This is a genomic window from Pseudarthrobacter linnaei, assembly GCF_055412825.1.
Window position 1 is genome coordinate 24,785 of record NZ_JBVAYX010000026.1, and the last position, 23,927, is coordinate 48,711.

Sequence of the window (23,927 nt, forward strand, 5' to 3'; positions counted from 1 at the left end):
GTCATCGTTCACTGCTGCTCCTCATATTCTTCGCTGAGTGTGTCGCTGCGCCAGGACCCGCCGTCGGCGGTCCAGCGGACCGTCAGCTCCCCCAGCGCCTGCAGCTGCTCGAAGGCCACCGCCTTGTCCCGGAACAGCTCCAGCAGCGCCAGGAAGCGTGCCACCACCACGAGGGTGGATTCTGCGTCCGCGATCAGCGCCCGGAAGGTCAGCGGGGCGCCGCGCTGCAGCCGGAGGCCCAGCAGTTCGGCCTGCTCCCTGACGCTGACAGGGCTGCCGTGGAGGTGGGCGACGCCGACCTCGGTAGGCGCGGTGTCCTTGGCCGTGAGGGCCTTCCTGGCCAGCGCGGCGAACTGCTGTGGGGTGTGCTTCCAGAGCAGCTCCGGAAGCAGCGCCGCGAAGTGCCCTTCGAGCGCGACCTGGCGCGGGTAGCGGCGGCCCTCGAGCTCGAGGGTGGACCCGATCATGCCGGCGACGTGCTTGAACGCCTTGTACTGCAGGAGCCGGGCGAAGAGCAGGTCGCGCGCCTCGAGCAGGGCAATGTCGTCCTCGTCCTCGACTTCGCCGGCCGGCAGCAGCCGGGCTGCCTTGAGGTCGAGCAGCGTGGCGGCGATAACGAGGAATTCGCTGGCTTCATCAAGGGCCCATTCCTCGCCCAGGTTCTGCAGGCGTTTGATGTACTTGATGAACTCATCGGTGACGGTGGAAAGTGCCACCTCCGTGATGTCCAGCTGGTGTTTCGAGATCAGACCCAGGAGGAGGTCGAAGGGGCCGGTGAAGTTGGCCAGCCGGACCTCGAAGCCGGGTTTCTTCCCGGCCGGGGAAAGCTCCGCCGTCGGGGTCCCTGTCGCTGCCACGGCCCTGACTAGGGCGCGCCGCCGCGCGAGATCAGTTCCTTGGCCAGGTTGCGGTAGGCGTCGGCGCCGATGTGGTTGCCGGCGTAACTGGTGATCGGCTCCGCCGCGACAGTGGCGTCAGCGAACTTGATGGACCGCTTGATGACGGTTTCGAAGACCTTGTCGCCGAACGCCTCCACCAGGCGGGAGATCACCTCGCGGCTGTGCAGGGTGCGGGCGTCGTACATGGTGGCGAGGACGCCGTCGACCTGGAGCCGCGGATTCAGCCGGTCCTGGACCTTGTCGATGGTCTCCACCAGCAGCGCGACGGCGCGCAGCGCGAAGAACTCGCAGATCAGCGGGATGATGACGCCGTGGGAGGCCGTCAGGGCGTTGACCGTGAGCAGGCCCAGGGAGGGCTGGCAGTCGATCAGGACGACGTCGTAGTCATCCTCGACCTTCTTCAGGGCCCGGTCCAGCACCTGTTCGCGGGCGACCTCGTTGACGAGCTGGACCTCCGCGGCGGAGAGGTCGATGTTGGCCGGCAGCAGGTCCAGGTTGTCCACGCCGGTTTTGTGGATGGCATCGCGGATGTCGACCTTGCGGTCCATCAGGACGTTGTAGACCGTGAGGTCCAGTTCGTGCGGGTTGATGCCCAGGCCTGCGGAGAGGGCACCCTGCGGGTCGAAGTCCACCACAAGCACCCGGCGGCCGAATTCCGCCAGCGCGGCCGCGAGGTTGATGGTGGAGGTGGTTTTCCCCACTCCGCCCTTCTGGTTGACCATGGCGATGACCCGCGCGGGACCGTGGGATGACAGCGGTGCCGGCTCCGGAAAGTCGCGGTGAGGGCGCCCGGTGGGGCCCATGACGGCGTCTTCCAGATCGAGTCCGGTGCCTTCCAGAGTTGCTGAACCCTGTTCGCTGCTCACGTATCTATCCACACTTTCGATGACGGTGATGGTCGTGCCTGGTGATTGTCGTGCTTGATATTGCTGCGTGCTTGATATTGAAGCCCTGGAGGTCCAGCGCCGATCTTATTCCTCCCAAGGTTACAGCGCCCGACACGGTATTCCGCGGACCTTGACAGCGGCCAATCTTTGAGCCTCAACCCTCTGGTAGAAGTCGAAGGTTCCCGTCGCGGCGCGAAAAACCGCCCGGACGCTGGCGGCGTCCGGGCGGTCATTGGTGGTTCGTGAGGGGTGCTGGATCAGCTCAGGCGTTGGCCAGGACGGGCTGTGCCGGTGCCGGTGCTTCCTCGGGTGCGCCGTGTCCGGCGATCATGGTCTGTTCGTCGAACGGTTCGCTTCCGGAGAGGACCCGCTCGACCTGGGCGCCGTCGATCTCCTTGACCCAGGTGCCGATCAGGACGGTGGCAACGGCGTTGCCGGTGAAGTTGGTCAGGGCGCGGGCCTCGGACATGAAGCGGTCGATGCCCACGATCATGCCGACGCCGCCGAGCAGTTCCGGCTTGTGGGCCTGGAGCCCGGCAGCCAGGGTGGCCAGGCCGGCTCCGGTGACTCCGGCAGCGCCCTTGGAGGCGATGATCATGAAGATCAGCAGCGAGACCTGGGCGCCGAGGTCCAGCGGGGTGCCCATGGCGTTGGCGACGAACAGGGAAGCCATGGTCAGGTAGATGGCGGTCCCGTCGAGGTTGAAGGAGTAGCCGGTCGGGACCGTGACGCCGACGACGGGCTTGGACACACCGAGGTGTTCCATCTTCGCGATCAGGCGGGGCAGGGCGGCTTCGGAGGACGAGGTGGAGAAGATCAGCAGGTATTCACGGCCGAGGTACTTCATCAGCCGGAAGATGTTGAGTCCGGCGACGACCTTGAGCAGGCCGCCGAGGATCACCACGATGAACAGGGCGCAGGTGATGTAGAAGGCGCCCATCAGGGTGGCCATGCTGAGGATGGCCTGCATGCCGGTGGCACCGACGACGGCGGCGATCGCCCCGAAGGCTCCGACCGGGGCCAGCCACATGATCATGACCAGGATGCGGAAGACGAGGGCCTGGCCGTAGCCGACGGCCTTGAGGATCGGAGCGCCCTGGGTGCCCATCTGCTGGAGGGCGAAACCGACCAGCAGCGCGGCGAGCAGGGTCGGCAGGACCGGGATGTCACCCGGGATGATGCCCAGCAGGAACTCGACCGTGCTGTCCGTGGCCGCCTTCTTGCTCGGGTCGTAGGGGGCGAGCTTGAGGCCCTCGCCCGGGTGGATCAGGTTGCCGACGACGAGGCCGATGGCCAGCGCGAACGTGGACATCACCATGAAGTAGCCCAGGGCCAGGCCGCCGACCTTGCCGACCGTGGCCGCCTTGGCGATCGAACCGATGCCCAGCACAATGGTGCAGAAGATGACCGGGCCGATCATCATCTTGATGAGCTTGATGAACCCGTCGCCCAGCGGCTTCAGGGACTTGGCGAACTCGGGGAACATCAGCCCGACCAGGGCGCCGAGGATGACGGCCGCGATGACCGCGATGTAGAGATAATGGGACTTGTCGAGACCCTTGCGCTTCTTGACCGGTGTCGCGGCCGATGCCGCCGACTCTCCTCTTCGAGAGGTCATGGTGTTCTCCTTGGATAGGCTGGACGTCGGTGCGGCACAGGCTGTAGGCCCATCGCGTCCGTTCTGCGTGTCCCACCATCATTGGGGATGGAGTGACGCGCATCACCGTTGCGTTCATATTGGTCATGGAAGGTGTGGATGATCCACCGCTGGAGCATCGCCAGACGGCTGTTTGTTGCCCATCTGCTGTTTATGCTGGCCCTCACGGCGATCGTCGGGACGGCGACGTTCGTTGATGCGCGAGACCACGCCTACGACGAGGCCGGCCGGCGGATGGCCGCCGTCGCGACGGCGGTGGCGGACAGCCCCCACGTTCTGGAGGCGGCGGACACCGCGGATCCCACCGCCCTGCTGCAGCCTTACGCCCTGAAGGTGACAGCGGACGCGGACGCGGATTTCATCACGATCATGGCACCGGACCGCACCCGGTGGACCCACCCCCGGGAAGAGGAACTCGGGAAACCCTATATCGGCTCGATCGATGCCGCCCTGGACGGGCAGGTGTTCACCGAGATTACGGCCGGCACACTTGGCCCCTCGGTGCGTACCATCGCCCCGGTCAGGGACGCGGACGGCACGGTGCGGGCGCTGGTGGCGGCGGGCGTGACCGTGCGCACCGTGGACATCGCCGTCTCCGGCAGGCTGCCGGCGCTCGCGGCCATCGGGCTGGCCCTGCTGGCAGGCGGAGCGGTGGCGTCCTGGCTGCTGGGGCGGTACCTGCGCCAGGTCACCCGCGGCTGGGGACCGGAGCAGCTCGCCCAGCTTTTCGCCTACTACGAATCGGTCCTGCACTCGGTCCGCGAAGGCGTCATCCTGATCGATCCCAAGGGCAAGGTGGTGATGTACAACGACCAGACCGCCGAACTGCTGGGGCTCACTCCCCGCGCGTCCGACGGCGCCGGCGCACGGGCCGGCGGCGGGCGGCAGGAGGCGCCGTCGCTCGCGGAGCTCCCGCTGGCCCCCAGCCTCAGGGAGCTGTTCGAATCGGGCCGGACCGCCCTCGACGAGATCCACCTGACCGGCCCGCGGATCCTCGTGGTGAACCAGGGGCCGGCCGTCGGGCCCGGTTCCGCCGGCGGGCGCAGCAGCGCGGCCGTGTACGGGACCGTGGCCACGATCCGGGACCGCACCGAAATCGAGTCGCTGGGCAGCGAGCTGGAAACCATGCGCACCCTCTCCGATGCCCTGCGCGCCCAGACCCACGAGCACGCCAACCGGCTCCACACCATCGTCTCGCTGATGGAGCTGGGGCGCGGCGCGGAGGCCCTGGACTTTGCCACCCAGGACCTTGAGCTGAGCCAGCGGCTGACCGATGATGTGGTGGGCTCGCTGGAGGAGCCCGTGCTCGGCGCGCTCATCATGGGCAAGGCCGCAGAAGCCCACGAGCGCGGCGTCGAGCTGACCCTGAACACCGCGGAGACCGGGAGCGGCCCGGCCGGCGTGTCCGGGCTGGCCGTGCAGGACCTCGTGGCGATCCTGGGCAATCTGCTGGACAATGCCATCGACGCCGCGGCCGAGGCCCCGGCCCCGAAACTCGTCGAGCTCACGGTCGAAACGTCCGCCGGAGCCCTGGAGATCACGGTGGAGGACAGCGGGCCGGGGATCGATCCGCAGGCCGTCGAGGACATCTTCCGGCACGGCTTCAGCACCAAAGCCGCAGGGCCGTTCGGCCGGGGCCTCGGCCTGGCCCTGGTCCGCCAGGCGGTGCAGCGGCTGGGCGGTACCATGACAATCACCAGCCCGGCCGGGGCGCTGTTCCGTGTCACGCTGCCAACGGCTGCGCCGGCGGCAGCAACGCCGGCTTCACTGACCAGCGAGGGACAGCAATGAGCGACATCCGTGTACTCGTAGTCGAAGACGAGCCCATCGCCGCGGCCGCCCACGCCGCCTATACCGGCCGACTGGAGGGATTCACGCTGGCGGGCACGGCCCCGGACGGGCAGTCAGCGCTGCGGCTGATGACGGACTTCGCGGCGGCGGGCACCCCGGTGGACCTGGTCCTGCTGGACATGAACCTGCCGGACCTGCATGGCCTCGACATCGCCCGCCGGATGCGTTCCGCCGGACTGTTCGCGGACATCATCGCCATCACCGCCGTCCGGGAACTGAACATCGTCCGCAGCGCGGTGGCCACCGGCGTGGTGCAGTACCTGATTAAGCCCTTCACGTTCGCCACCTTCGCGGACAAGCTCACCAGCTACCGGCTCTTCCGGGAGCAGCTGGCCTCCCCCGCCGCCGGGAACGCCGGCCCCGGCGCGTCGCAGAGCGACGTGGACCAGGCCTTCGCGAGCCTGCGGGCGCCCTCGGAACTGCCGCTGCCCAAGGGGCTGGCCGCGTCCACGCTGGAATCGGTGCAGGACTTTCTGAAGCTGCAGTCCGGCGCCGTGTCGGCCAGCGAGGTGATGGACGCCCTGGGCATGTCCAGGGTGACAGCCCGGCGCTATCTGGAATACCTCGCCGACGCTGGCACGGTCACCCGGTCCGCGCGCTACGGCGCGCCCGGCCGGCCGGAGAACGAGTACCGCTGGACCCGGACGGCGCCGTAACGGACGCCCGGGCCGTCACTTCGTGGCGGCGGGCCGGAGCGTTCCGATGAGCTGGTCGATCACGCCGGCGTCCTCGATCGTCGAGGGCACCACGTAGTCCTCGCCGTCGGCAATCTGGCGCATGGTCTTGCGCAGGATCTTGCCGGAGCGGGTCTTGGGCAGGGCTTCCACCACGGTGACGTGCTTGAAGTCGGCGACGGCGCCGATGTCGCGCCGGACCAGGGCGATGAGGTCCTTGACCAGGATCTCCTCGGGCACATCGACCCCTGACTTCAGCACCACATAGCCGCTGGGACGCTGGCCCTTCAACGGGTCCGCGAGTCCAATCACGGCACATTCGGCAACGGCCGGGTGCTGGCCGATGACCTGTTCCATGGCGCCGGTGGACAGGCGGTGGCCGGCGACGTTGATGATGTCGTCGGTGCGGCCCATCACGAAGAGGTAGCCGTCCTCATCCCGGTAGCCGGAGTCGCCGGTGGCGTAGTAGCCCTCGAACGCCTGCAGGTAGGAGGAGATGTAGCGCTCATCGTTGCGCCAGAGCGTCGTCAGCGTGCCCGGTGGCAGCGGAAGTTCCAGCACGATGTTGCCCTCCATTCCGGCCTCGACGTCCGCCCCAGCTCCGTCGATGATGTTCAGCTTGAAGCCGGGCATCGGCACACTGGGCGAGCCTGCCTTGATCGGCAGGCCATCGAGCCCGCGCGGGTTGGCGCAGATGGCCCAGCCGGTCTCGGTCTGCCACCAGTGGTCCACGACCGGGACGCCCAGGATCCGGGAGGCCCAATGGAAGGTGTCGGTGTCGAGCCGTTCGCCCGCGGCAAACAGGGTGCGCAGGCTGGAAATGTCATACCCGCCGAGCAGACCGGCCTCGGGGTCGGCCTTCCGGATGGCGCGCAGGGCGGTGGGCGCGGTGAACAGCACGTTGACCTTGTGGTCCTGGATGACGCGCCAGAACGCCCCGGCGTCGGGCGTGCCCACGGGCTTGCCTTCGTAAAGGACGGTCGTGGCGCCGGCCAGCAGCGGGCCGTACACGATGTAGGAATGCCCCACCACCCAGCCGACGTCGGAGGCCGTCCACATCACGTCGCCGGGTCCGATGTCGTAGATGTTCTCCAGGGTCCAGCTGAGCGCCACGGCGTGGCCGCCGTTGTCACGTACGACGCCCTTGGGGGCGCCGGTGGTTCCCGAGGTGTAGAGGATGTACAGCGGGTCGGTGGCCTTGACGTCAACCGGCGCGGCGGGCGCGGCCGAGGCCATCTCGGTGTCCCAGTCCAGCCAGCCGGCGTGGTCGGCCACCGAGGAGGCGAAGCCTTCGCGCCCCTTCACCAGGACGGGGGTCTCCGGCACCCCGGCCAGGCCGAGGGCTTCCCCGACGGCGGGGAGGTACTCGATCCGGCGCGAGGGTTCGATGCCGCCGGAGGCGGTGACCACCGCGGCGGGGGCGGCGTCGCGGATGCGGGCGGCGAGTTCCTTGGGGGCGAAGCCGCCGAAGACGACGGAGTGCACGGCACCGAGCCGGGCAGTGGCGAGCATCGCGATGGCCGCCTCGGGGATCATCGGCATATAGATCACGACGCGGTCGCCCTTGCCCACGCCGTGGCTGCGCAGGACCCCGGCGAAACGGGCGACGAGGTCCGTGAGCTCCGCGTAGCTGAAGCGCTGCTGCGTGCCGAGCATGGCGGAGTCATAGATCAGGGCGTCCTGCCCGCCCCTCCCCTCCTCCACGTGGCGGTCCAGCGCGTTGTAGGACGTGTTGAGCACGCCATCGGGGAACCAGTCGTACAGCGGCTTCCTGCTGGAATCGAGGGCACGCTGCGGTGGAGTGGTCCACGAGATCTTCCCTGCGGCTTCCAGCCAGAATGCTTCGGGCGTATCCAGGCTGCGTGCGTAGCTGTCCCGGTAGTTCTTGCTAACCATGAAAATGAGTCCCGTCCACGACGATGTGATGGTGCTCATGGTAGCCCCGTACGGGGTCCCGGCACAAGGCTTGTGTATACAAAGCTGCCGGACTTGGCGCTAATTCCGGGCAAATGCTGGGCAAAATGACGATTCGTGTATACAGTGGACAACGTCAGCCAACGAAGGAGTCAGGATGCGCGCCAGCGACAAGGCCTATGCGGCCCTGCGCGATGACATCATCGAGTGGCGTCTGGCGCCGGGGACAGTGCTCGCCGAAGTGGAGCAGTCCGAGCGGCTCGGCATCTCCCGCACCCCGCTGCGGGAGGCCCTGAGCCGGCTCACCGCGGAGGGCCTGACGACGACGGCGGGCGGCCGCGGCGTCGTCGTTACCGACATCTCGCTGGAGGACATCGACGAACTGTTCGAGCTGCGCGAAACCCTCGAGGGGAAGGCAGCGGCGCTGGCCGCCGATCGCGGCGACGCCGCCACCTTCGAACAGCTCCGCAACGAACTGTGCCAGGCCCCCTCGCTGATCAGCGCCGGGGATCCGGCCCGGCACGACTACTACGGGCTGGTCGGACGGCTGGACGCAGCCATTGACGCGGCAATCCACAACTCCTACCTCGCCCAGGCGATGCGCAGCCTGCGCGTCCACCTGGTCCGGGTCCGCCGGCTGGCGGCCGACGACGCCGAACGGCTCACCGCGGCGGCCGCGGAACATGCCGCCATCGCCGAGGCGATCGCCGCCGGCAATCCCCGGCTGGCAGAGGCCGCCACCACACTCCACCTGCACCGCAGCCTTTCCCACGTCAAAGCCACGCATACACCTCAATAGCAACCCGCCTCAATAAACCGCAATAAAAGGAGCACCATGGTCAAGGAACACCACGTCCGCGTTTACAAGAGCGAGGAAAACCTGCCCCGCGAGGACCAGCTCGCCTTCAAGATCGCCCAGGTGGCCGCCGATCCCGTCGCCGTCTCCGACGAGGTCACCGACATGGTGATCAACCGGGTGATCGACAACGCCTCGGTTGCGATTGCGTCGCTGAACCGCGCCCCGATCGTCGCGGCCCGCGCGCAGGCCCTGACCCACGGCCCCACCACCGGCGGCCAGGGCTCGAAGGTCTTCGGCATCGATGAGCGGGTGGCCCCCGAGTGGGCTGCCTGGGCCAACGGTGTGGCCGTCCGTGAGCTCGATTACCACGACACCTTCCTCGCCGCGGAGTACTCCCACCCGGGCGACAACATTCCTCCGATCCTCGCCGTCGCCCAGCACGTGGGTTCCAGCGGCCAGGACCTGATCCGCGGCATCGCCACCGGCTATGAGATCCAGGTCAACCTGGTCAAGGCCATCTGCCTGCACAAGCACAAGATCGACCATGTCGCGCACCTCGGCCCCTCCGCGGCCGCCGGCATCGGCACGCTGCTGGGACTCGACGTCGAGACCATCTTCCAGTCCATCGGCCAGGCCCTGCACACCACGACCGCCACCCGGCAGTCCCGCAAGGGCGAGATCTCCACCTGGAAGGCGCACGCCCCGGCGTTTGCCGGCAAGATGGCCGTCGAGTCCGCGGACCGGGCCATGCGCGGCCAGACCTCCCCCGTGCCGATCTACGAAGGCGAGGACGGCGTCATCGCCTGGATGCTGGACGGCCCCGACGCCTCCTACACTGTGCCGCTGCCGACACCGGGCGAAGCCAAGCGCGCCATTATGGACACCTACACCAAGGAGCACTCGGCCGAGTACCAGGCGCAGGCCTGGATCGACCTGGCGCGCAAGCTCCACGGCGGGCACCCGGAGGTCACGGATCCGGCCAACGTGGAGTCCGTGCTGATCAAGACCAGCCATCACACGCACTACGTGATCGGCTCCGGCGCCAACGATCCGCAGAAGTACAGCCCCACGGCCAGCCGCGAAACACTGGACCACTCCATCCCGTACATCTTCACGGTCGCCCTGCAGGACGGCGCCTGGCACCACGTCGATTCTTACGCCCCGGAGCGCGCCATGCGCCCGGACACCGTGGAACTGTGGCACAAGGTCACCACCGTCGAGGACGCCGAATGGACCCGGCGCTACCACTCCCTGGACATCGCGGAGAAGGCCTTCGGCGGGACCGTTGTCATCACGCTCAAGGACGGCACGGTCATCACCGACGAGATCGCCGTCGCCGACGCCCACCCGCTGGGCGCCCGGCCGTTCGCACGGGAACAGTACGTGAACAAGTTCCGCACCCTCGCCGCCGGCCTCGTCACCGAAGCGGAAATCGAACGCTTCCTCGCCGCCGCCGCCCGCCTGCCCGAGCTGGCTGCCGGTGAGCTGGACCAGCTCAATATCCAGGCCGCCAACGGCGTGATCGACCTGGCCGCCGCACCGAAGGGACTTTTCTAAATGCTGTACTCGAAGGTCACCCCGGAGCAGAAACGGGTCCGCTTCCGCGAGCTCCTGGCCTCCGGGACGATCCAGCAGTTTCCGGGTGCGTTCAACCCGCTCTCGGCCCGGCTGATTGAGGAAAAGGGCTTCGCCGGGGTCTACATCTCCGGCGCCGTCCTGGCCAATGACCTGGGCCTGCCCGACATCGGGCTGACCACGCTCACCGAGGTGGCCACCCGCGCCGGGCAGATCGCCCGGATGACGGACCTGCCCAGCATCGTCGACGCCGACACCGGCTTCGGCGAGCCGATGAACGTGGCCCGCTCGGTTCAGGAGCTCGAGAACGCCGGCCTGGCCGGCCTGCACATCGAGGACCAGTTCAACCCCAAGCGCTGCGGCCACCTCGACGGCAAGAACGTGGTGGACCTGGACACGGCCACCAAGCGTATCCGCGCGGCGGCCGACGCCCGGCGGGACCCGAACTTCCTGATCATGGCGCGGACCGACATCCGTGCCACGGACGGGCTGAAGGCGACGCAGGACCGCGCCAGGGCGCTCGTGGAGGCCGGGGCCGACGCCATCTTCCCGGAGGCCATGAAGGACCTCAGCGAGTTCCAGGCGATCCGTGACGCCGTGGACGTGCCGATCCTGGCCAACATGACCGAGTTCGGGCAGAGCGCCCTGTTCACGGTGGAACAGCTCGCCGGCGTCGGCGTCAACATGATCATCTATCCGGTGACGCTGCTCCGTAGTGCCATGGGTGCTGCGGAGCGTACGCTGGAATCGATCAAGGCTGACGGTACCCAGGAGGCCCAGGTCGGGAACATGCTGACCCGGGCGCGTTTGTATGACCTCGTGGACTACGAGGCATACAACAGCTTCGATACCGGGGTATTCAATTTCCAGATCCCGGGTCAGTAAGCCCCGCATCGGACTTCCGGCTCCGGCCGGTTCAACAGGCGACAGGAACAAAGGAGTTTCAGCATGGCTGAACAAGAGATCAAAAAGGGCCTCGCCGGCGTCGTGGTGGATTACACCGCGGTCTCCAAGGTAAACCCGGACACAAATTCACTGCTGTACCGCGGCTACCCCGTGCAGGAACTGGCCGCCACGTGCAGCTTTGAGGAAGTCGCCTACCTGCTCTGGAACGGCGAACTGCCGGACCCGGAGCAGCTGGCGGAGTTTACGGCCCGGGAACGTGCCGGGCGCGCGCTGGACCCCGTGGTCAAGCAGGTCATCGACGCGCTGCCGGTTTCCTCGCACCCGATGGACGTCTGCCGCACGGCTGCCTCCGTGATGGGTGCCCGGCACCCGCTCGCCGAGGACTCCTCCCGCGAGGCGAACATGGCCAAGGCGGCGGACCTGTTCGCCGCGATGCCCGCGGTGGTGTCCTACGACCAGCGCCGCAGGCACGGGCAGGAGGCCGTGGAACCCCGCGACGATCTGGACTACTCCGCGAACTTCCTCTGGATGGCCTTTGGCGAGGAGCCGGTCCAGGAAGTCGTCGAGGCCTTCAACGTCTCGATGATCCTGTACGCCGAGCACTCCTTCAACGCCTCGACGTTCACGGCCCGTGTGATCACCTCGACGCTCTCGGACCTGCATTCGGCCGTGACCGGGGCGATCGGCGCGCTCAAGGGCCCCCTGCACGGCGGCGCGAACGAGGCCGTCATGCATACCTTCGATGAGATCGGCATCCGTCCGGAGGAATCCCTGGATGAGGCCGCCACCCGCGCGAAGACGTGGATGGAGGACGCCCTGGCGCAGAAGAAGAAGGTCATGGGCTTCGGGCACCGCGTGTACAAGCATGGCGACTCCCGGGTGCCCACGATGAAGGCGGCCCTGGACAAGATGATCGCGTACTACGGCCGGCCGGAACTGCTGGGGCTGTACAACGGTCTGGAGTCGGCGATGGACGAGGCCAAGGCCATCAAGCCCAACCTCGACTACCCCGCCGGTCCCACGTACCACCTGATGGGTTTCGACACCCCGACCTTCACTCCGCTGTTCGTCGCCAGCCGCATCACCGGCTGGACCGCGCACATCATGGAGCAGCTGGATGCGAATTCCCTGATCCGCCCGCTGAGCGAATACAACGGCGTCGAGGAACGGCACCTGGCCTAGCCCCGGTTCCTGCAGCACGCACGACGGCGGGCCGGTCACCTCTGGGAGGTGGCCGGCCCGTTTGTCGTTTCTTGCTAGTCCTGCATCTCCAGGCTGAGGATCATGCCTTTGAGCTTCCGGTACTCGGGTGTCAGCAGGTAGTCCCTGGCTTCGGCCATGGAGGTGAAGATGGGGTCATCGTGCGCCGGACTCTGGGCCGCCCGGTCTGCAAAGGACAGCGTGCCCTGGGGCGCACCGGCCACGAAGGAGGACATCAGGCAACTGTCCTTCAGCTGCCCGTTTACCTTGTCGACCAGTCCTATTTGGTAATCGAAGGCACCGCCGTCGGCCCGCATATCAAGGACGCGGTAGGAAAACCGCACGCCGGCTCCCCTGGCCCACAGGTTGTCCAGGGCGGGCGCTGTGTCCAGCTCCGTCATCGGGTAGGGACCGGGACCGCACGCGCCGCCAACCCCGCCGGAGCCACCGTGATAGAGCTCCGCCACCTGCATCCTGGCTTCGTTGAAGACGATGATGCGGGCTCCCGGCTTGTCGGCGGACCCGACGGTGGACTCCTCCGCCGTCCAGCCGTCGGGCAGGTCGAATGAGGCTCCGGCCGCGGAGCTGTCGTAGCGCCCGGCTGCAGGCCCGGCGACGGTTCCCTCCGTTGCCGGGGACGTTGGCTGAACAGTCGGCTGCATGCTTGGGCTCACCGAGGGTGCCCTGCCCGGCCCCGTCGGCTGCGACGCGGAGGCGGTGGGAGCCGTCACGCCTCCGGCCGTTCCGGCCGGCTCGGAGCCCGGGTTGCCGGCGACCAGCACACCGGCCGTGGCGGCGGCCACGGCGGTGGCTGCGATCGCAACCACCCATGGCCACCGGCGTCGCGTGGCGGCGGGGTCCCGCGGCGGTCCGTCGTCACTGAAGACAGCCGTTTCCGCGCCGTTGCTTTGTGTCGAATCCATGTCAGCTCCCATTAGTTCTTGCACATACGGACAGCAGGCTATCCGCACACCAGGGGCTTTCAGTCACGGCTCGCCGGAGCGGGCGGGCGGAGGGATGCGGCGGACACGTCGCACTTCACACCCGCAATGCCTGCGCTGCAGTTTTAGCCAGGACGCGAACTGAAGAACATCCCGGTCTTTGTGCCGCCCCGTTGCGTTTATTGGGTCCCCGGCCAGCGTCTCTATCGACCCCCAGACAGTCCGTTGACCGATGCCACACTCTCGTTGTCCTCATTCAGGACAACCACGACGTCGAGCACCTCTCCGGCCAGGGCGGCCGGCAGCCAGTGCTCCGCGTCCTGCCACATCAGATGCAGCGGCAGCGCCCCGGTGTCGAACCACTCGGGCGCTATTTCCGGGCTCTCCGCCGGTTCGCCTTCCCAGCGCCGCGTGGTGAAGAGCCGGCAGTACATGTTCCACTCGGGGCGGGTCGGAAAGAGGAACTCGACGACGCCGGCGTCGGCCAGGTCCTCCTGCCGGACGAGGACTCCGGCTTCTTCCCAAACTTCTCGGACGACGGCTTCGGCGTCGCTCTCCCCCGCTTCGACGTGGCCGCCAATGCCGACGATCTTGCCTGTGCCGAAGCCGGTCCGCTTGAGCCCCAGCAGCACTTCGGTGCGGGAGCCTGTTGCGCGGAGCAGGAAACACAGGGTGACGGGGGTGGAGGCCATGAAGCCAAGCCTAGCGGCGGGCCGCGTTCCTGGGGCTCAGCCCAGCGCCCGGGGGTGCGCGGCGGCGTAGATCTCCCGCAGGGTGTCTGCCGTGACCAGGGTATAGACCTGCGTGGTGGTGACCGAGGCGTGGCCCAGCAGTTCCTGGACCACCCGGACGTCGGCGCCGCCTTCTAGCAGGTGCGTGGCGAAGGAGTGCCGCAAGGTATGGGGTGAGACGTCCTTGGTGATGTGGGCCTTCTCCGCGGCGGTCTTGAGGATGGTCCAGGCGCTTTGCCGGCTGATCCGTCCGCCGCGGGCGTTCAGGAACAGGGCAGGGGTCCCTTTGCCCTTGGCGGACAGCAGCGGCCGGCCGCGGACGAGGTAGGCGTCCAGGGCGCGGGCGCCGAAGGAACCCAGCGGGACGAGCCGTTCCTTGGATCCCTTGCCGAAGAGACGGACGATCGCCGGCCCGGCTTCCCCGGCTTCCCCTGCCGTGTGCAGGGAGATGTCGTCGACGTCGAGGCCCACGGCTTCGCTGATCCGGGCGCCGGTGGAATACAGGAACTCCAGCAGGGCCCGGTCCCGCAGCCCGGTGGCGGTGTCCGTTCCGACTGCCTCCAGGATTCTGGTCACCTCGTCGACGCTGATGGCCTTGGGCAGGCGCTTGCCGGGCATGGGCGGATGGACGTCGCTGGCCGGATCGGTGGGCGTCACGCCCTCCAGTGCCCAGAACTTGTGCAGCCCGCGCACGGCCACCACCGTCCGTGCTGCCGACCGGATGCCCAGGGCCGAGCCGCCGTCGGACCCGTCGGAGAGCGCCTGGACGAAAGAGGTGACGTCGTGCCGGGTGATCTCGGCGGGGCGCTGGCGGCCGGTGTGGGCCAGGTGCCGGGCGTACCGGGCGAGGTCCCGCCGGTAGGCGGAGAGGGTGTTGGCTGCGAGTCCCCGTTCCACCCCCATGTGCTGCAGGTAGTCCGTCATGGCCCGGTCGATCGCCGGCTGCGGCCGGGCGGGGGCCTGGGGGTCGGCTGTCAGCGGTTCCATCATCAACGCTGGCTGGGATGCGCTGGCCACGGGGCGTTGCCCGGGCGGAGGCTTTTGAAGTCGTCTGCCCGGGCGGCTGCGGCGGCGAGGACTCCGACGACGGCGGACGGGTTGTGCAGGCGCCCCTCCAGCACGGCCCGGACGGCCGCGTCGAGCGGGATCCAGTGCAGCTCGATTTCGGCTTCCTCGTCGGTGCGGACGTGGAGTTCGTGGCCGGGCACGTCCTTCAGGTCCCGGGCGAGGTAGATGCGGATGGCCTCGCTGGAGGACCCGGGGGAATTGAAGAAATCGGCCAGCACATTCCAGTGCCCGGCGATCAGGTCGGCCTCCTCGGCGAGTTCCCGGGCCGCGCCGGCCACGAAGTCCTCGCCTTCAACGTCGAGGAGCCCGGCCGGGATCTCCCACAGGTCCATGCCGACGGGGTGCCGGTACTGTTTGATCAGCAGCACTTCGCCGGCGCCGTTCATCGGCAGGACCGCCACCGCCCCGGGGTGCTCGATGTAGTCGCGGACGAGCGGGTCGCCGTCGTCGTGGAGCTGGAAGCTGTCGCTGACCACGTCCCAAATCCGGCCTTCGTAGACGGTCCGGGACGACAAAAGACGGCGCGGGCTCGGTTCATCCGAAACCTGCCGTGCAGCATTGGGGGTTTCAGGGGTACCGGGCATCGCGCCGTCCTTTGATTCAGTTGGGGTTACTTCGACGCAGCCGGGGACGGCTTGGCCGGGGCCGGAGCGCCCGTGGCCGCGCCTGCCTCTGCCTTGGAGACCTTGCTGCCGTTGCCCTTCTGGTGCTCCAGGGCGGCTTTCACCAGTCCGGAGAACAGGGCGTGCGGCCGGGTCGGGCGTGAGCTGAGCTCCGGGTGCGCCTGCGTGGCCACGTAGTACGGGTGGACTTCGCGGGGAAGCTCCACGTACTCCACGAGCTTGCCGTCGGGCGATGTTCCGGAGAACACCAGTCCCTTGGCGGCGATCTGCTCGCGGTACTTGTTGTTGACCTCGTAGCGGTGGCGGTGCCGTTCGCTGACCGTGGTGGTGCCGTAGGTCTCGGCGACCACGGACCCCTCGTCCAGCTTGGCCTCGTACAGGCCCAGGCGCATGGTGCCGCCGAGGTCGCCCTTGCCGTCGACGATGTCCAGCTGCTCTTCCATCGTGGCTATCACCGGGTACTTCGAATCCGGCTCGAACTCGGACGAGGATGCGCCCTCAAGGCCGACGACGTTGCGGGCGTACTCGATCACCATGCACTGCAGGCCCAGGCAGAGCCCCAGGACCGGGAGTTTGCTCTCACGGGCGTACTTCAGCGCGCCGAGCTTGCCTTCGAGTCCGCGGATGCCGAAGCCGCCCGGGACGCAGATCGCGTCGACGCCGTCCAGGGACTTGACCGCACCCTCGTGGGTTTCGCATTCGTCCGAGGGGACCCAGCGGATCTTGACCTTGGTGTCGTTGGCGAAGCCGCCGGCGCGCAGGGCCTCGGTCACCGACAGGTAGGCGTCCGGCAGGTCGATGTACTTTCCGACCAGGGCTATTTCAACCTCGTGCTTGGGGTTGTGGACCGCATCGAGGAGCCGGTCCCAGCTGGTCCAGTCCACGTCCTTGAAGGGAAGGTCGAGCGCGCGGACGATGTAGGAGTCCAGGCCCTGGGAGTGCAGGGTCTTCGGGATGTCATAGATGCTCGGGGCGTCCGGGCAGCCGATGACGGCGTCGATGTCGACGTCGCACATGCGGCCGATCTTGTCGCGCATGGGCTGCGGGACTTCGCGGTCCGAGCGGATCACGATCGCCTCGGGCTGGATGCCGATGGAGCGCAGCGCGGCAACGGAGTGCTGCGTGGGCTTGGTTTTCAGTTCCTGCGACGGGCCGATGTAGGGCACGAGGGAGACGTGCAGGAAAAACACATTGCCACGGCCGATGTCCTGGCGGACCTGGCGGGCGGATTCCAGGAACGGCTGCGACTCGATGTCGCCCACGGTGCCGCCAATTTCGGTGATGATCACGTCGGGGGCGTGCTTGCCCTCGGCGGGCAGCCGCATGCGGCGCTTGATCTCGTCGGTGATGTGCGGGATGACCTGAACGGTGTCGCCGAGGTATTCACCGCGGCGTTCCTTGGCGATGACCGTTGAGTAGACCTGGCCGGTCGTGACGTTGGCCGAGCCCTCGAGGTTTTCATCGAGGAAGCGCTCGTAGTGGCCGATGTCCAGGTCCGTTTCGGCGCCGTCGTCAGTGACGAAGACTTCGCCGTGCTGGAAGGGGTTCATCGTGCCCGGATCCACATTCAGGTAGGGATCGAGCTTTTGCATTGTTACAGACAAGCCGCGTGCCCGCAGGAGGTGACCGAGGCTCGAAGCCGTCAGTCCCTTACCGAGCGAGGACGCCACACCACCGGTGACGAAGATGTGTTTGGTCGTCTTGGACGAGCCCGGAAACCGGGAATTTACACGGGAATTTGATCGCTGCACCACGGGGTTCGAGCCTATCACCAATTCAGCCTCCCGGGGTCTGTTCGTGGCAAGCAGCTGTGGTTGTCCCTCCCGGCGCGGGGGCGCCCCACGGGGGTGGTCAGGCCTGCTGCGGCAGGGGCCGGGCGTCGTCGAGGAGCTCCTGGGCGTGGGCCCGGGCGGATTCGGAGTCCTCCTGGCCGGCGAGCATGCGGGCCAGTTCCCGGACGCGTTCGGGCTCGTCGAGGAGCCGGACGTCACTGGAGGTGAAGCCGGTCGCGGTGGCACCGTCAGCGCCGCGCACGGAGGTCTTGGTGACCCGGATGTGCTGGTCGGCGAACGCCGCCACCTGGGGCAGGTGGGTGACCACGAGCACCTGGACGTGCCGGGCCAGCATCGCCAGCCGCCGTCCGATCTCGACGGCGGCACGGCCGCCAACGCCGGCGTCAACCTCGTCGAAGACGAAGGTCGGGACCGGGTCGACGGCGGCCAGCACCACTTCGATGGCGAGCATCACGCGGGACAGTTCACCACCGGAGGCGCCTTTGCCCAGCGGGCGGGCGGGGGCGCCGGAGTGCGGCTGGAGCAGGAAGGAGATTTCGTCGGCGCCGTGCGGTCCCGGCTTCCCGCCGGATTCAACGTTGATGACCAGGGTGGCATCCGCCATCGCCAGGGCCTTGAGTTCCGCGCTGACGCGGGCGGAGAGGTCTTTGGCGGCCTTCTTGCGGAGCTTGCTGATCCCGGCGGCCTGCTTGGCCAGCTCGGCCCCGGCGCGGGCCACCCCGGCCTCCAGCGCCTCGATCCGGGTGGAGTCGTCCTGCAGCTCCAGGAACCGCGCCCGGGACTGCTCGGCCCAGGCCAGCACCTCGTCGATGCTCGGAGCGTACTTGCGCACCAGCTTCGCCAGGGCTCCCCGGCGGTCCTCGATCTCGGCGAGCCGTTCCGGGCCCTCGGTGTCGAGGGCGGCCTGGTAGCTGGCGAGTTCGGTGGCGATGTCGTTGAGCAGGAAGCCCACCTCAGCGAGCCGGGCGGCCGCCGAGCCGAGTTCCTCGTCGTGTTCGGCGACGTGCTCGAGGGTGCGTTTGGCGGCATCCACCAGTGCGGTGGCGTCGGCGCCGTCACCGAAGTCCTCGGCGATGAGCGCCTGGTGTGCCGTGGCGGCGGCGATCCGGAGTTCCTCGACGTTGGCGAGCTTGACGGCCTCCGCCTTGAGTGATTCGTCCTCTCCCGGCTGCGGGTCGACGGCGTCGATCTCGGCCAGGGCCACCTCGAGGGATTCGGCCTCGCGGAGGCGTTCCCGGACGGCGCTGCGGAGCCCGTCCAGCTCGGTCTGGCTGGACTTCCACTGGGCGTACAGCTCCTGGTAGCTGCCGAGCGCTGCGGCGAGGCTCTCCCCCGCGAACTTGTCGAGGGCGCCGCGCTGCGCGACCGGGCTCTTGAGCCGGATCTGCCCGGACTGGCCGTGGACCACCACGAGGGTTTCCCCGATCTCCCCTAGCACCCCCACCGGCGCGGCGCGGCCGCCGAGGTAGGCGCGGCTGCGGCCGTCCGCGCCCACGCTGCGGGCGAGCAGCAGCTCCGCGCCGCCGTCGAACTCCTCGACCTCGGCCCCGGCCTCACGGGCGCGCGCCACGGCCGGGTGCCCGGCGTCGAGCTTCACCGTCGCTTCCGCGGAGGCGCTTTTCGCGCCGCTGCGCACGGCGCCGGCGTCGGAGCGTGCGCCGAGCAGCAGCCCGACGGCGGTCACCACCATGGTCTTGCCGGCACCGGTTTCACCGGTCACGACGCTCAGGCCCGGGCCGAGGGGCAGCGTGGCGTCGGTGATGACACCGAGGTCGCGGATTCTCAGTTCTTCAAGCATGGTTCACTTCGCAGTCGATGGATCAGGAGTCTCGTCCGGCCCTGCGTGCGGCGGCCCTGCCTGCGGCGGTGTGGGCAGCGGGGGCATCGGCCGGGGGGTGCGGATCACCGGCACCGGCCCGGTATGGACCGTGGCCGCTTGCGGCATCGGTCCGCGCCAGCCCTGTATGGGCAGTTCGAATTTGCGGACCAGACGGCCGGAGAAGGGCGTCTGGTGGGTGCGGGCAAGCCGGACGGGCGTGGCGGAGCGGGTCACTTCCACGCGCGCGCCGGGCGGGAGGTCCACGGAGCGCCGGCCGTCGCACCAGAGCACGCCCTGCGCATCGGTGCGGTTCAGGATTTCGACGGCGAGCCGGGACCGGGGTGAGACCACCAGCGGTTTGGCGAAGAGCGCGTGGGCGCTGATCGGCACAATCAGCAGCGCCTCGACCTCGGGCCACACGACCGGGCCGCCTGCGGAGAAGGCGTAGGCGGTGGAGCCCGTGGGGGTGGCGAGGACGACGCCGTCGCAGCCGAAGGAGGTCAGCGGGCGTTCGTCGACCTCGGTGACAACCTCGAGCATCCGTTCCCGGTTGCCTTTCTCAATCGCCGCTTCGTTAAGGGCCCAGGTGTGCCAGATTTTCTGCCCGCGGACCCAGACCTGGACGTCGATGGTCATCCGTTCTTCCACGGTGTAGTCGCGGCTGGCGATCCATTCGACGGTCTGGGCCAGGTCCGCCCGCTCGCTCTCGGCCAGGAACCCCACGTGGCCAAGGTTCACGCCGAGCAGCGGCACGTCGACCTCGCGCACCAGTTCCGCCGCGCGCAGGATGGTCCCGTCGCCGCCGAGCACCATCACGAGTTCGACGTCGGGCAGCATCACGTGGTCATGGAGGATCTCGACGGGCTGGTCGAGGCGGCCGAAGAAGCGGACCATGTCGCCGAGCTCGGATTTCAGCATCACGGGAATGATGCCGGAGTCGTGGAGCTGGGCGCACGCTTCCCAGGCAGCCTTGAGGGACTCCTCACGGCCTGTGTGGGCAAGGATGAGGACACGCCTGCTCATCGGGTTCCGCCTTCTGGTGCTTCTAGTACTTGGGCCAGATTGTTCCGAGTAACGCAGCAACGGCTGCGTCCCGCTCTTCGATCTTAGGCAGGTCTGTTCGAATCCCGCGCTTTATCCACAGGAAGTACTCGACGTTTCCGTCCTGGCCGGGCAGCGGGCTGCTGGCGAGGCCTTTCAGTTCCAGCCCGGTGTCCATGGCCTCCGCCGCGACTTTGCCCACGGCGAGCCGGCGCTCCCACTCCGAGGTGACGACGCCGGTGCGGCCCAGCCGGTCCTTGCCGATCTCGAACTGCGGTTTGACCATCAGAACGAGGTCACCGCCCGGTTCGGTGCAGGCCGCCAGGGGGGCCAGCACGAGGGTCAGGGAGATGAAGGACAGGTCCGCCACCGTCACCGCCACCGGTCCGCCGATCTCATCCGGCGTCATGTAACGGACGTTGAGGCCTTCGTGGACGGAAACGCGCGGGTCGTGCCGGATTACGGGGACCAGCTGGTCGTGGCCGACGTCGACGGCCACGACGCGGGCCGCACCGCGGCGCAGCAGCACCTCGGTGAATCCGCCCGTGGAGGCCCCGGCGTCCAGGCACCGCTTGCCCTCGACCTCGACGGCGGGAAAAGCGTCCAGCGCGCCGGCCAGTTTGTGCCCGGCACGGCTGACGTAGTTGTCCTCATCGGCGGCTGCGACATTGAGGACCGTGCCGTCGTGGACCTGTTGCGAGGCCTTGGCCAGCACCTCACCGTCCGTGCTGACCTTGCCTTCGGCGATGAGGCGGGCGGCATGGGTGCGGGACCTCGCCAGCCCGCGGCTGACGAGGGCCTGGTCAAGCCTGCTCATTTGTGGCATCCCCTGGTGAAGTGGTCGGTCCGGCCGCGGCCGGACCTGTGGCTGGTGGTGCTGCGATGGGCTCGTTGAGAGCCGCGAGCAGTTCATCGTGCAGGAGCGCGTAGATCTCGCCGTGACGGGCCACGGGGAGGTCCGGCAGTTCACCGAGACGGCGGAGAAGTGCACCGACGGCGGGGTCCCGGGACGGATCATGCCCCGCGGCACCGCCGGCTTCCGCCGGAAGCGCCGGCCAGGTGACCCGGGCGGCGTTTTCCCCTGCGGGGTCCGTCCCGGCGATGTGGTTCGGCTCGGTCATGGTCCCCAGTCTAGTGATCCTGCCATTCGAGGACCGGTGCCAGGGCAGTGTCGGTCTCGGGGTTGGCGGTCCACCAGGCCGAACAGGCGGCCCGCCAGGCGTCAAGGTCGCCGGGATCGCCGCTGACCCGGACCGTCTGCCCGTCCACCACGGCGGCGGCCGCGCCGCAGCGGTGCTGCCCGGCGTCGAACGCAACCGCCGGGTAGGGGCGGTACAGGTCCGTGAGGTCGTTGATGAGGTAGCCGGGCCGTTCCAGCGTGCGGGCGGCCAGGATCGTTTCGCGGGTGTCGACGCCGGTCAGCACCGCAACGGTGGCGAAGCCGGCCCTGTTCCCGCCGAGGATGTCGGTGTCCAGCCGGTCGCCGACGACCAGCGGCCGGTCTGCGGCCAGGCGTTTCGCGGCGGCGTGGAACAGCGGCGCTTCCGGCTTGCCGGCCACCAGGGGCCGCTGCCCGGTGGCGGCGGCCACGGCCGCAACCAGCGTCCCGTTGCCCGGTGCCATGCCGCGGGCCTGGGGAATGGACATGTCCGTGTTGGTGGCCACCCACAGGGCCCCGCCGGCAATGACGTAGGCGGCTTCCGCGAGGTCTTTCCACCCGAGGTCCGGATGGAATCCCTGTACGACGGCGACGGGCTGCTCCGCTTCGCTGCGGACCGCTACCAGGCCGGCGAGCTCAATCTCCTGGGCCAGCGAGTCTCCGCCGGTGACCAGCACGCGGGCACCCGCCGGCAGCAGCGAAGCGAGCAGTTCGCCCGCGGCCTGCGAGGAGCTGACCACCTGGCGGTCCTCCGCCGGGGCACCCAGATCGCGCAGGTGCTGCGCCACCTGCGCCGGCGTCCGGGAGGCGTTGTTCGTGACGTAGCCGAGGCCGACGCCGATGCCGGCGAGCCGGCGCAATGATTCCACGGCGCCAGGGATGGCGTGCGGCCCCGCATAGACGACGCCGTCGAGGTCGGCGAGCAGGGCGTCGAAGGCGGAGATCAGGGCGTCGAAGGCGGAGATCAGCTCCGGTGCGGCCATTTTGGATCAGCCCTCGGAGCGTTCCGGCTCGCGGGAGTCGGCGTCGTGGGACTCGCTGTGTCCGGAGTCGTCTCCGGACTCGCCGGAATCGTCAAGTCCGGAATCGTCAAGTCCGGAATCGTCGCCGGTGAGGACCTCGGAGCGGTCCAGAGCGTCTTTTTCCACGGAGTCGTCGTCGGACTCAGCGTCGTCGGACTCCCAGAAGTCGGATTCGGCGTCGTCGGTTCCTTCGTCGAGGGTGTTGGCTGCCGCAGCCGTTTCCGGGAGTCCGGCCACGGCCCCGGCGCTGGCGGCACGCGGCGACTCTTCCTGCGGGGCAGCCGCGGCGGACCGCTGGGCGGCCTGCTCGGCGAGGAGCCGGCGCTGCTGATGTTCCTCGCGGGCTTCCTCTTCCTCGTCCCAGCCAAGATCGATGATGTCCGGATCTTCCGAGACGTCGAGGCCGAGGGCGTTCTCGGCGACGGCGGCCTGGCGCTGCCACTTCTCCGCTTCGGCTGTCCGGCCCACTGCGGCGAGGGCTTCTGCGTAGGCGCGGAACAGCCGCGGGCTGTAGGAGAACGCCCGGTTGATGTCGAGCTGGGCGATTTCCAGTTCGGAGACGGCAGCATCGAGCTGGTCCAGATCGGTGCGCGCGCCGGCGGCCACAATGGCCAGTTCTGCCTTGCCGGGGGCGTCGAGGTCCTTGGCTTCCTCGGAGCGGGCCATTTCCAGGGCGCGGTCGGGCCGGCCGAGTCCACGTTCGCAGTCGGCCATGACAGGCAGGTGCATGTTGGAACCGCTGATCCGACGGTAGGTGCGGAATTCGCGCAGGGCTTCGCCGTAGTGGCCGGCGGCGTAAGCCGTCAGGCCCACGGCTTCGCGGACGGCCGCGAGACGGCCTCCGCGCCGGCTGGCGGCGAGGGCGTGCTGGAAGGCCAGTTCCGGTTCGTCGTCGATGAGGCGGCCGGCCATCACGAGGTGCCGGGCCACCCACTCGGCGCTGTTTTCCTCGAGGGTCTTGATCTGGTGCTGAGTGGCGCGGTCCAGTTCCTTGCCCGTAACGTCGTCGTCGATCTGCGGTGAACGCTCGCGGTCGGGTCGGTTGGCGCTGCGGAGGTCCCGGGCGTTAGGGACGCGGACGGGGCGGTCTTCTGCCCGGTCGCGGCCGAACTGGCGGGGACCGGAGTCGCCGCGGTCAAAGCTGCGGGCCGGCCGGTCATCACGGTCAAAGCTGCGGGCCGGCCGGTCATCACGGTCAAAGCTGCGGGCCGGCCGGTCATCACGGTCAAAGCTGCGCGCGGGCCGGTCATCACGGCTGCCAAAGGGTTTCCGGTTATCGCCACCGCTGTAGGGCGGTTTCCGGTCACCGGCACCGCCAGCACCGAAGCTGCGGCGTTCCCCGCCGCCTTCGCGCGGGGCACGATCACC

21 protein-coding genes are annotated in these 23,927 nt (G+C 68.6%); 6 read left to right on the plus strand and 15 right to left on the minus strand.

Annotated features, from left to right (window positions below; translation table 11 throughout):
* Nucleotides 1–8 precede the first annotated feature (8 nt).
* The 3 genes from ACZYZ3_RS16870 to ACZYZ3_RS16880 form a co-directional block, all read right to left on the minus strand.
* The gene (locus tag ACZYZ3_RS16870) at nucleotides 9–857 is read right to left on the minus strand and encodes a segregation and condensation protein A (protein ID WP_463964958.1); all 849 of its coding nucleotides are present in this window, start codon (nucleotides 855–857) and stop codon (nucleotides 9–11) included.
* An 8-nt stretch (nucleotides 858–865) separates the two neighbouring features.
* Nucleotides 866–1,765, minus strand: coding sequence for a ParA family protein (locus ACZYZ3_RS16875; protein ID WP_463964959.1), 900 nt, complete (start codon nucleotides 1,763–1,765; stop codon nucleotides 866–868).
* Nucleotides 1,766–2,048: 283 nt separating this feature from the next.
* Nucleotides 2,049–3,404: a cation:dicarboxylate symporter family transporter gene (locus ACZYZ3_RS16880; RefSeq protein ID WP_463964960.1), complete on the minus strand. Its 1,356-nt coding sequence runs from the start codon at nucleotides 3,402–3,404 to the stop codon at nucleotides 2,049–2,051.
* 138 nt (nucleotides 3,405–3,542) lie between these two features.
* On the opposite strand from ACZYZ3_RS16880, the gene ACZYZ3_RS16885 reads away from it, so the two are divergent.
* Together ACZYZ3_RS16885 and ACZYZ3_RS16890 are read left to right on the plus strand one after the other, a co-directional pair.
* Nucleotides 3,543–5,234 (plus strand): sensor histidine kinase, encoded by a 1,692-nt coding sequence (locus ACZYZ3_RS16885; RefSeq protein WP_463964961.1) that lies wholly within the window; start codon nucleotides 3,543–3,545, stop codon nucleotides 5,232–5,234.
* Nucleotides 5,231–5,950 (plus strand): response regulator, encoded by a 720-nt coding sequence (locus ACZYZ3_RS16890; RefSeq protein ID WP_463964962.1) that lies wholly within the window; start codon nucleotides 5,231–5,233, stop codon nucleotides 5,948–5,950. Before ACZYZ3_RS16885 ends, ACZYZ3_RS16890 begins: the two co-directional genes overlap by 4 nt.
* A gap of 15 nt (nucleotides 5,951–5,965) precedes the next feature.
* Here the strand turns inward: ACZYZ3_RS16890 and ACZYZ3_RS16895 are convergent, their stop codons facing one another.
* A complete protein-coding gene (locus ACZYZ3_RS16895) occupies nucleotides 5,966–7,864 on the minus strand; it encodes a propionyl-CoA synthetase (RefSeq protein WP_463964979.1) in 1,899 nt (632 codons plus the stop codon).
* A gap of 175 nt (nucleotides 7,865–8,039) precedes the next feature.
* Here ACZYZ3_RS16895 and ACZYZ3_RS16900 point away from each other — a divergent pair, with 175 nt between their 5' ends.
* The 4 genes from ACZYZ3_RS16900 (at nucleotide 8,040) to ACZYZ3_RS16915 (ending at nucleotide 12,344) form a co-directional block, all read left to right on the plus strand.
* On the plus strand, nucleotides 8,040–8,681 hold the full coding sequence (locus tag ACZYZ3_RS16900; protein ID WP_463964963.1) for a GntR family transcriptional regulator: 642 nt from the start codon (nucleotides 8,040–8,042) through the stop codon (nucleotides 8,679–8,681).
* Nucleotides 8,682–8,717: 36 nt separating this feature from the next.
* Nucleotides 8,718–10,238: an MmgE/PrpD family protein gene (locus ACZYZ3_RS16905; RefSeq protein ID WP_463964964.1), complete on the plus strand. Its 1,521-nt coding sequence runs from the start codon at nucleotides 8,718–8,720 to the stop codon at nucleotides 10,236–10,238.
* Nucleotides 10,239–11,141, plus strand: a complete 903-nt coding sequence (gene prpB, locus ACZYZ3_RS16910; protein ID WP_463904235.1) for a methylisocitrate lyase — start codon at nucleotides 10,239–10,241, stop codon at nucleotides 11,139–11,141.
* Between the two features lie 63 nt (nucleotides 11,142–11,204).
* The gene (locus ACZYZ3_RS16915; protein ID WP_463964965.1) at nucleotides 11,205–12,344 is read left to right on the plus strand and encodes a bifunctional 2-methylcitrate synthase/citrate synthase; all 1,140 of its coding nucleotides are present in this window, start codon (nucleotides 11,205–11,207) and stop codon (nucleotides 12,342–12,344) included.
* Between the two features lie 74 nt (nucleotides 12,345–12,418).
* Here the strand turns inward: ACZYZ3_RS16915 and ACZYZ3_RS16920 are convergent, their stop codons facing one another.
* From ACZYZ3_RS16920 to ACZYZ3_RS16970, 11 genes are all read right to left on the minus strand, one after another.
* On the minus strand, nucleotides 12,419–13,285 hold the full coding sequence (locus tag ACZYZ3_RS16920) for a hypothetical protein (RefSeq protein ID WP_463964966.1): 867 nt from the start codon (nucleotides 13,283–13,285) through the stop codon (nucleotides 12,419–12,421).
* Nucleotides 13,286–13,506: 221 nt separating this feature from the next.
* Nucleotides 13,507–13,995 carry an 8-oxo-dGTP diphosphatase gene (locus ACZYZ3_RS16925; protein WP_463964967.1) on the minus strand — a complete coding sequence of 163 codons (489 nt, stop codon included), beginning with the start codon at nucleotides 13,993–13,995 and terminating at the stop codon, nucleotides 13,507–13,509.
* A gap of 36 nt (nucleotides 13,996–14,031) precedes the next feature.
* Nucleotides 14,032–15,024 carry a site-specific tyrosine recombinase XerD gene (xerD, locus tag ACZYZ3_RS16930; RefSeq protein ID WP_463964968.1) on the minus strand — a complete coding sequence of 331 codons (993 nt, stop codon included), beginning with the start codon at nucleotides 15,022–15,024 and terminating at the stop codon, nucleotides 14,032–14,034.
* Nucleotides 15,024–15,686: an NUDIX domain-containing protein gene (locus ACZYZ3_RS16935; protein WP_463964969.1), complete on the minus strand. Its 663-nt coding sequence runs from the start codon at nucleotides 15,684–15,686 to the stop codon at nucleotides 15,024–15,026. The genes xerD and ACZYZ3_RS16935 overlap by 1 nt, the downstream gene beginning before the upstream one ends.
* 26 nt (nucleotides 15,687–15,712) lie before the next feature.
* Complete coding sequence (pyrG, locus tag ACZYZ3_RS16940) at nucleotides 15,713–17,497, minus strand: CTP synthase (RefSeq protein ID WP_463964970.1); 1,785 nt, start codon at nucleotides 17,495–17,497, stop codon at nucleotides 15,713–15,715.
* 79 nt (nucleotides 17,498–17,576) lie between these two features.
* A complete protein-coding gene (recN, locus tag ACZYZ3_RS16945; RefSeq protein WP_463964971.1) occupies nucleotides 17,577–19,316 on the minus strand; it encodes a DNA repair protein RecN in 1,740 nt (579 codons plus the stop codon).
* Between the two features lie 3 nt (nucleotides 19,317–19,319).
* On the minus strand, nucleotides 19,320–20,360 hold the full coding sequence (locus tag ACZYZ3_RS16950; protein ID WP_463964972.1) for an NAD kinase: 1,041 nt from the start codon (nucleotides 20,358–20,360) through the stop codon (nucleotides 19,320–19,322).
* Nucleotides 20,361–20,382: 22 nt separating this feature from the next.
* A complete protein-coding gene (locus ACZYZ3_RS16955; protein ID WP_463964973.1) occupies nucleotides 20,383–21,195 on the minus strand; it encodes a TlyA family RNA methyltransferase in 813 nt (270 codons plus the stop codon).
* A complete protein-coding gene (locus ACZYZ3_RS16960) occupies nucleotides 21,182–21,499 on the minus strand; it encodes a hypothetical protein (protein ID WP_463964974.1) in 318 nt (105 codons plus the stop codon). Before ACZYZ3_RS16960 ends, ACZYZ3_RS16955 begins: the two co-directional genes overlap by 14 nt.
* A gap of 10 nt (nucleotides 21,500–21,509) precedes the next feature.
* Nucleotides 21,510–22,520 carry an HAD-IIA family hydrolase gene (locus ACZYZ3_RS16965; protein WP_463964975.1) on the minus strand — a complete coding sequence of 337 codons (1,011 nt, stop codon included), beginning with the start codon at nucleotides 22,518–22,520 and terminating at the stop codon, nucleotides 21,510–21,512.
* Between the two features lie 6 nt (nucleotides 22,521–22,526).
* A partial coding sequence (locus ACZYZ3_RS16970) for a tetratricopeptide repeat protein (RefSeq protein ID WP_463964976.1) occupies nucleotides 22,527–23,927 on the minus strand: 1,401 nt, incomplete at its 5' end.

Coding starts and splice junctions, on each gene's coding strand:
- ACZYZ3_RS16880 (WP_463964960.1), bottom strand. CDS start 3,404: ATGACCTCTCGAAGAGGAGAGTCGGCGGCATCGGCCGCGACACCGGTC.
- ACZYZ3_RS16885 (WP_463964961.1), top strand. CDS start 3,543: ATGATCCACCGCTGGAGCATCGCCAGACGGCTGTTTGTTGCCCATCTG.
- ACZYZ3_RS16890 (WP_463964962.1), top strand. CDS start 5,231: ATGAGCGACATCCGTGTACTCGTAGTCGAAGACGAGCCCATCGCCGCG.
- ACZYZ3_RS16895 (WP_463964979.1), bottom strand. CDS start 7,864: ATGGTTAGCAAGAACTACCGGGACAGCTACGCACGCAGCCTGGATACG.
- ACZYZ3_RS16900 (WP_463964963.1), top strand. CDS start 8,040: ATGCGCGCCAGCGACAAGGCCTATGCGGCCCTGCGCGATGACATCATC.
- ACZYZ3_RS16905 (WP_463964964.1), top strand. CDS start 8,718: ATGGTCAAGGAACACCACGTCCGCGTTTACAAGAGCGAGGAAAACCTG.
- prpB (WP_463904235.1), top strand. CDS start 10,239: ATGCTGTACTCGAAGGTCACCCCGGAGCAGAAACGGGTCCGCTTCCGC.
- ACZYZ3_RS16915 (WP_463964965.1), top strand. CDS start 11,205: ATGGCTGAACAAGAGATCAAAAAGGGCCTCGCCGGCGTCGTGGTGGAT.
- ACZYZ3_RS16920 (WP_463964966.1), bottom strand. CDS start 13,285: ATGGATTCGACACAAAGCAACGGCGCGGAAACGGCTGTCTTCAGTGAC.
- ACZYZ3_RS16925 (WP_463964967.1), bottom strand. CDS start 13,995: ATGGCCTCCACCCCCGTCACCCTGTGTTTCCTGCTCCGCGCAACAGGC.
- xerD (WP_463964968.1), bottom strand. CDS start 15,024: ATGATGGAACCGCTGACAGCCGACCCCCAGGCCCCCGCCCGGCCGCAG.
- ACZYZ3_RS16935 (WP_463964969.1), bottom strand. CDS start 15,686: ATGCCCGGTACCCCTGAAACCCCCAATGCTGCACGGCAGGTTTCGGAT.
- recN (WP_463964971.1), bottom strand. CDS start 19,316: ATGCTTGAAGAACTGAGAATCCGCGACCTCGGTGTCATCACCGACGCC.
- ACZYZ3_RS16950 (WP_463964972.1), bottom strand. CDS start 20,360: ATGAGCAGGCGTGTCCTCATCCTTGCCCACACAGGCCGTGAGGAGTCC.
- ACZYZ3_RS16955 (WP_463964973.1), bottom strand. CDS start 21,195: ATGAGCAGGCTTGACCAGGCCCTCGTCAGCCGCGGGCTGGCGAGGTCC.
- ACZYZ3_RS16960 (WP_463964974.1), bottom strand. CDS start 21,499: ATGACCGAGCCGAACCACATCGCCGGGACGGACCCCGCAGGGGAAAAC.
- ACZYZ3_RS16965 (WP_463964975.1), bottom strand. CDS start 22,520: ATGGCCGCACCGGAGCTGATCTCCGCCTTCGACGCCCTGATCTCCGCC.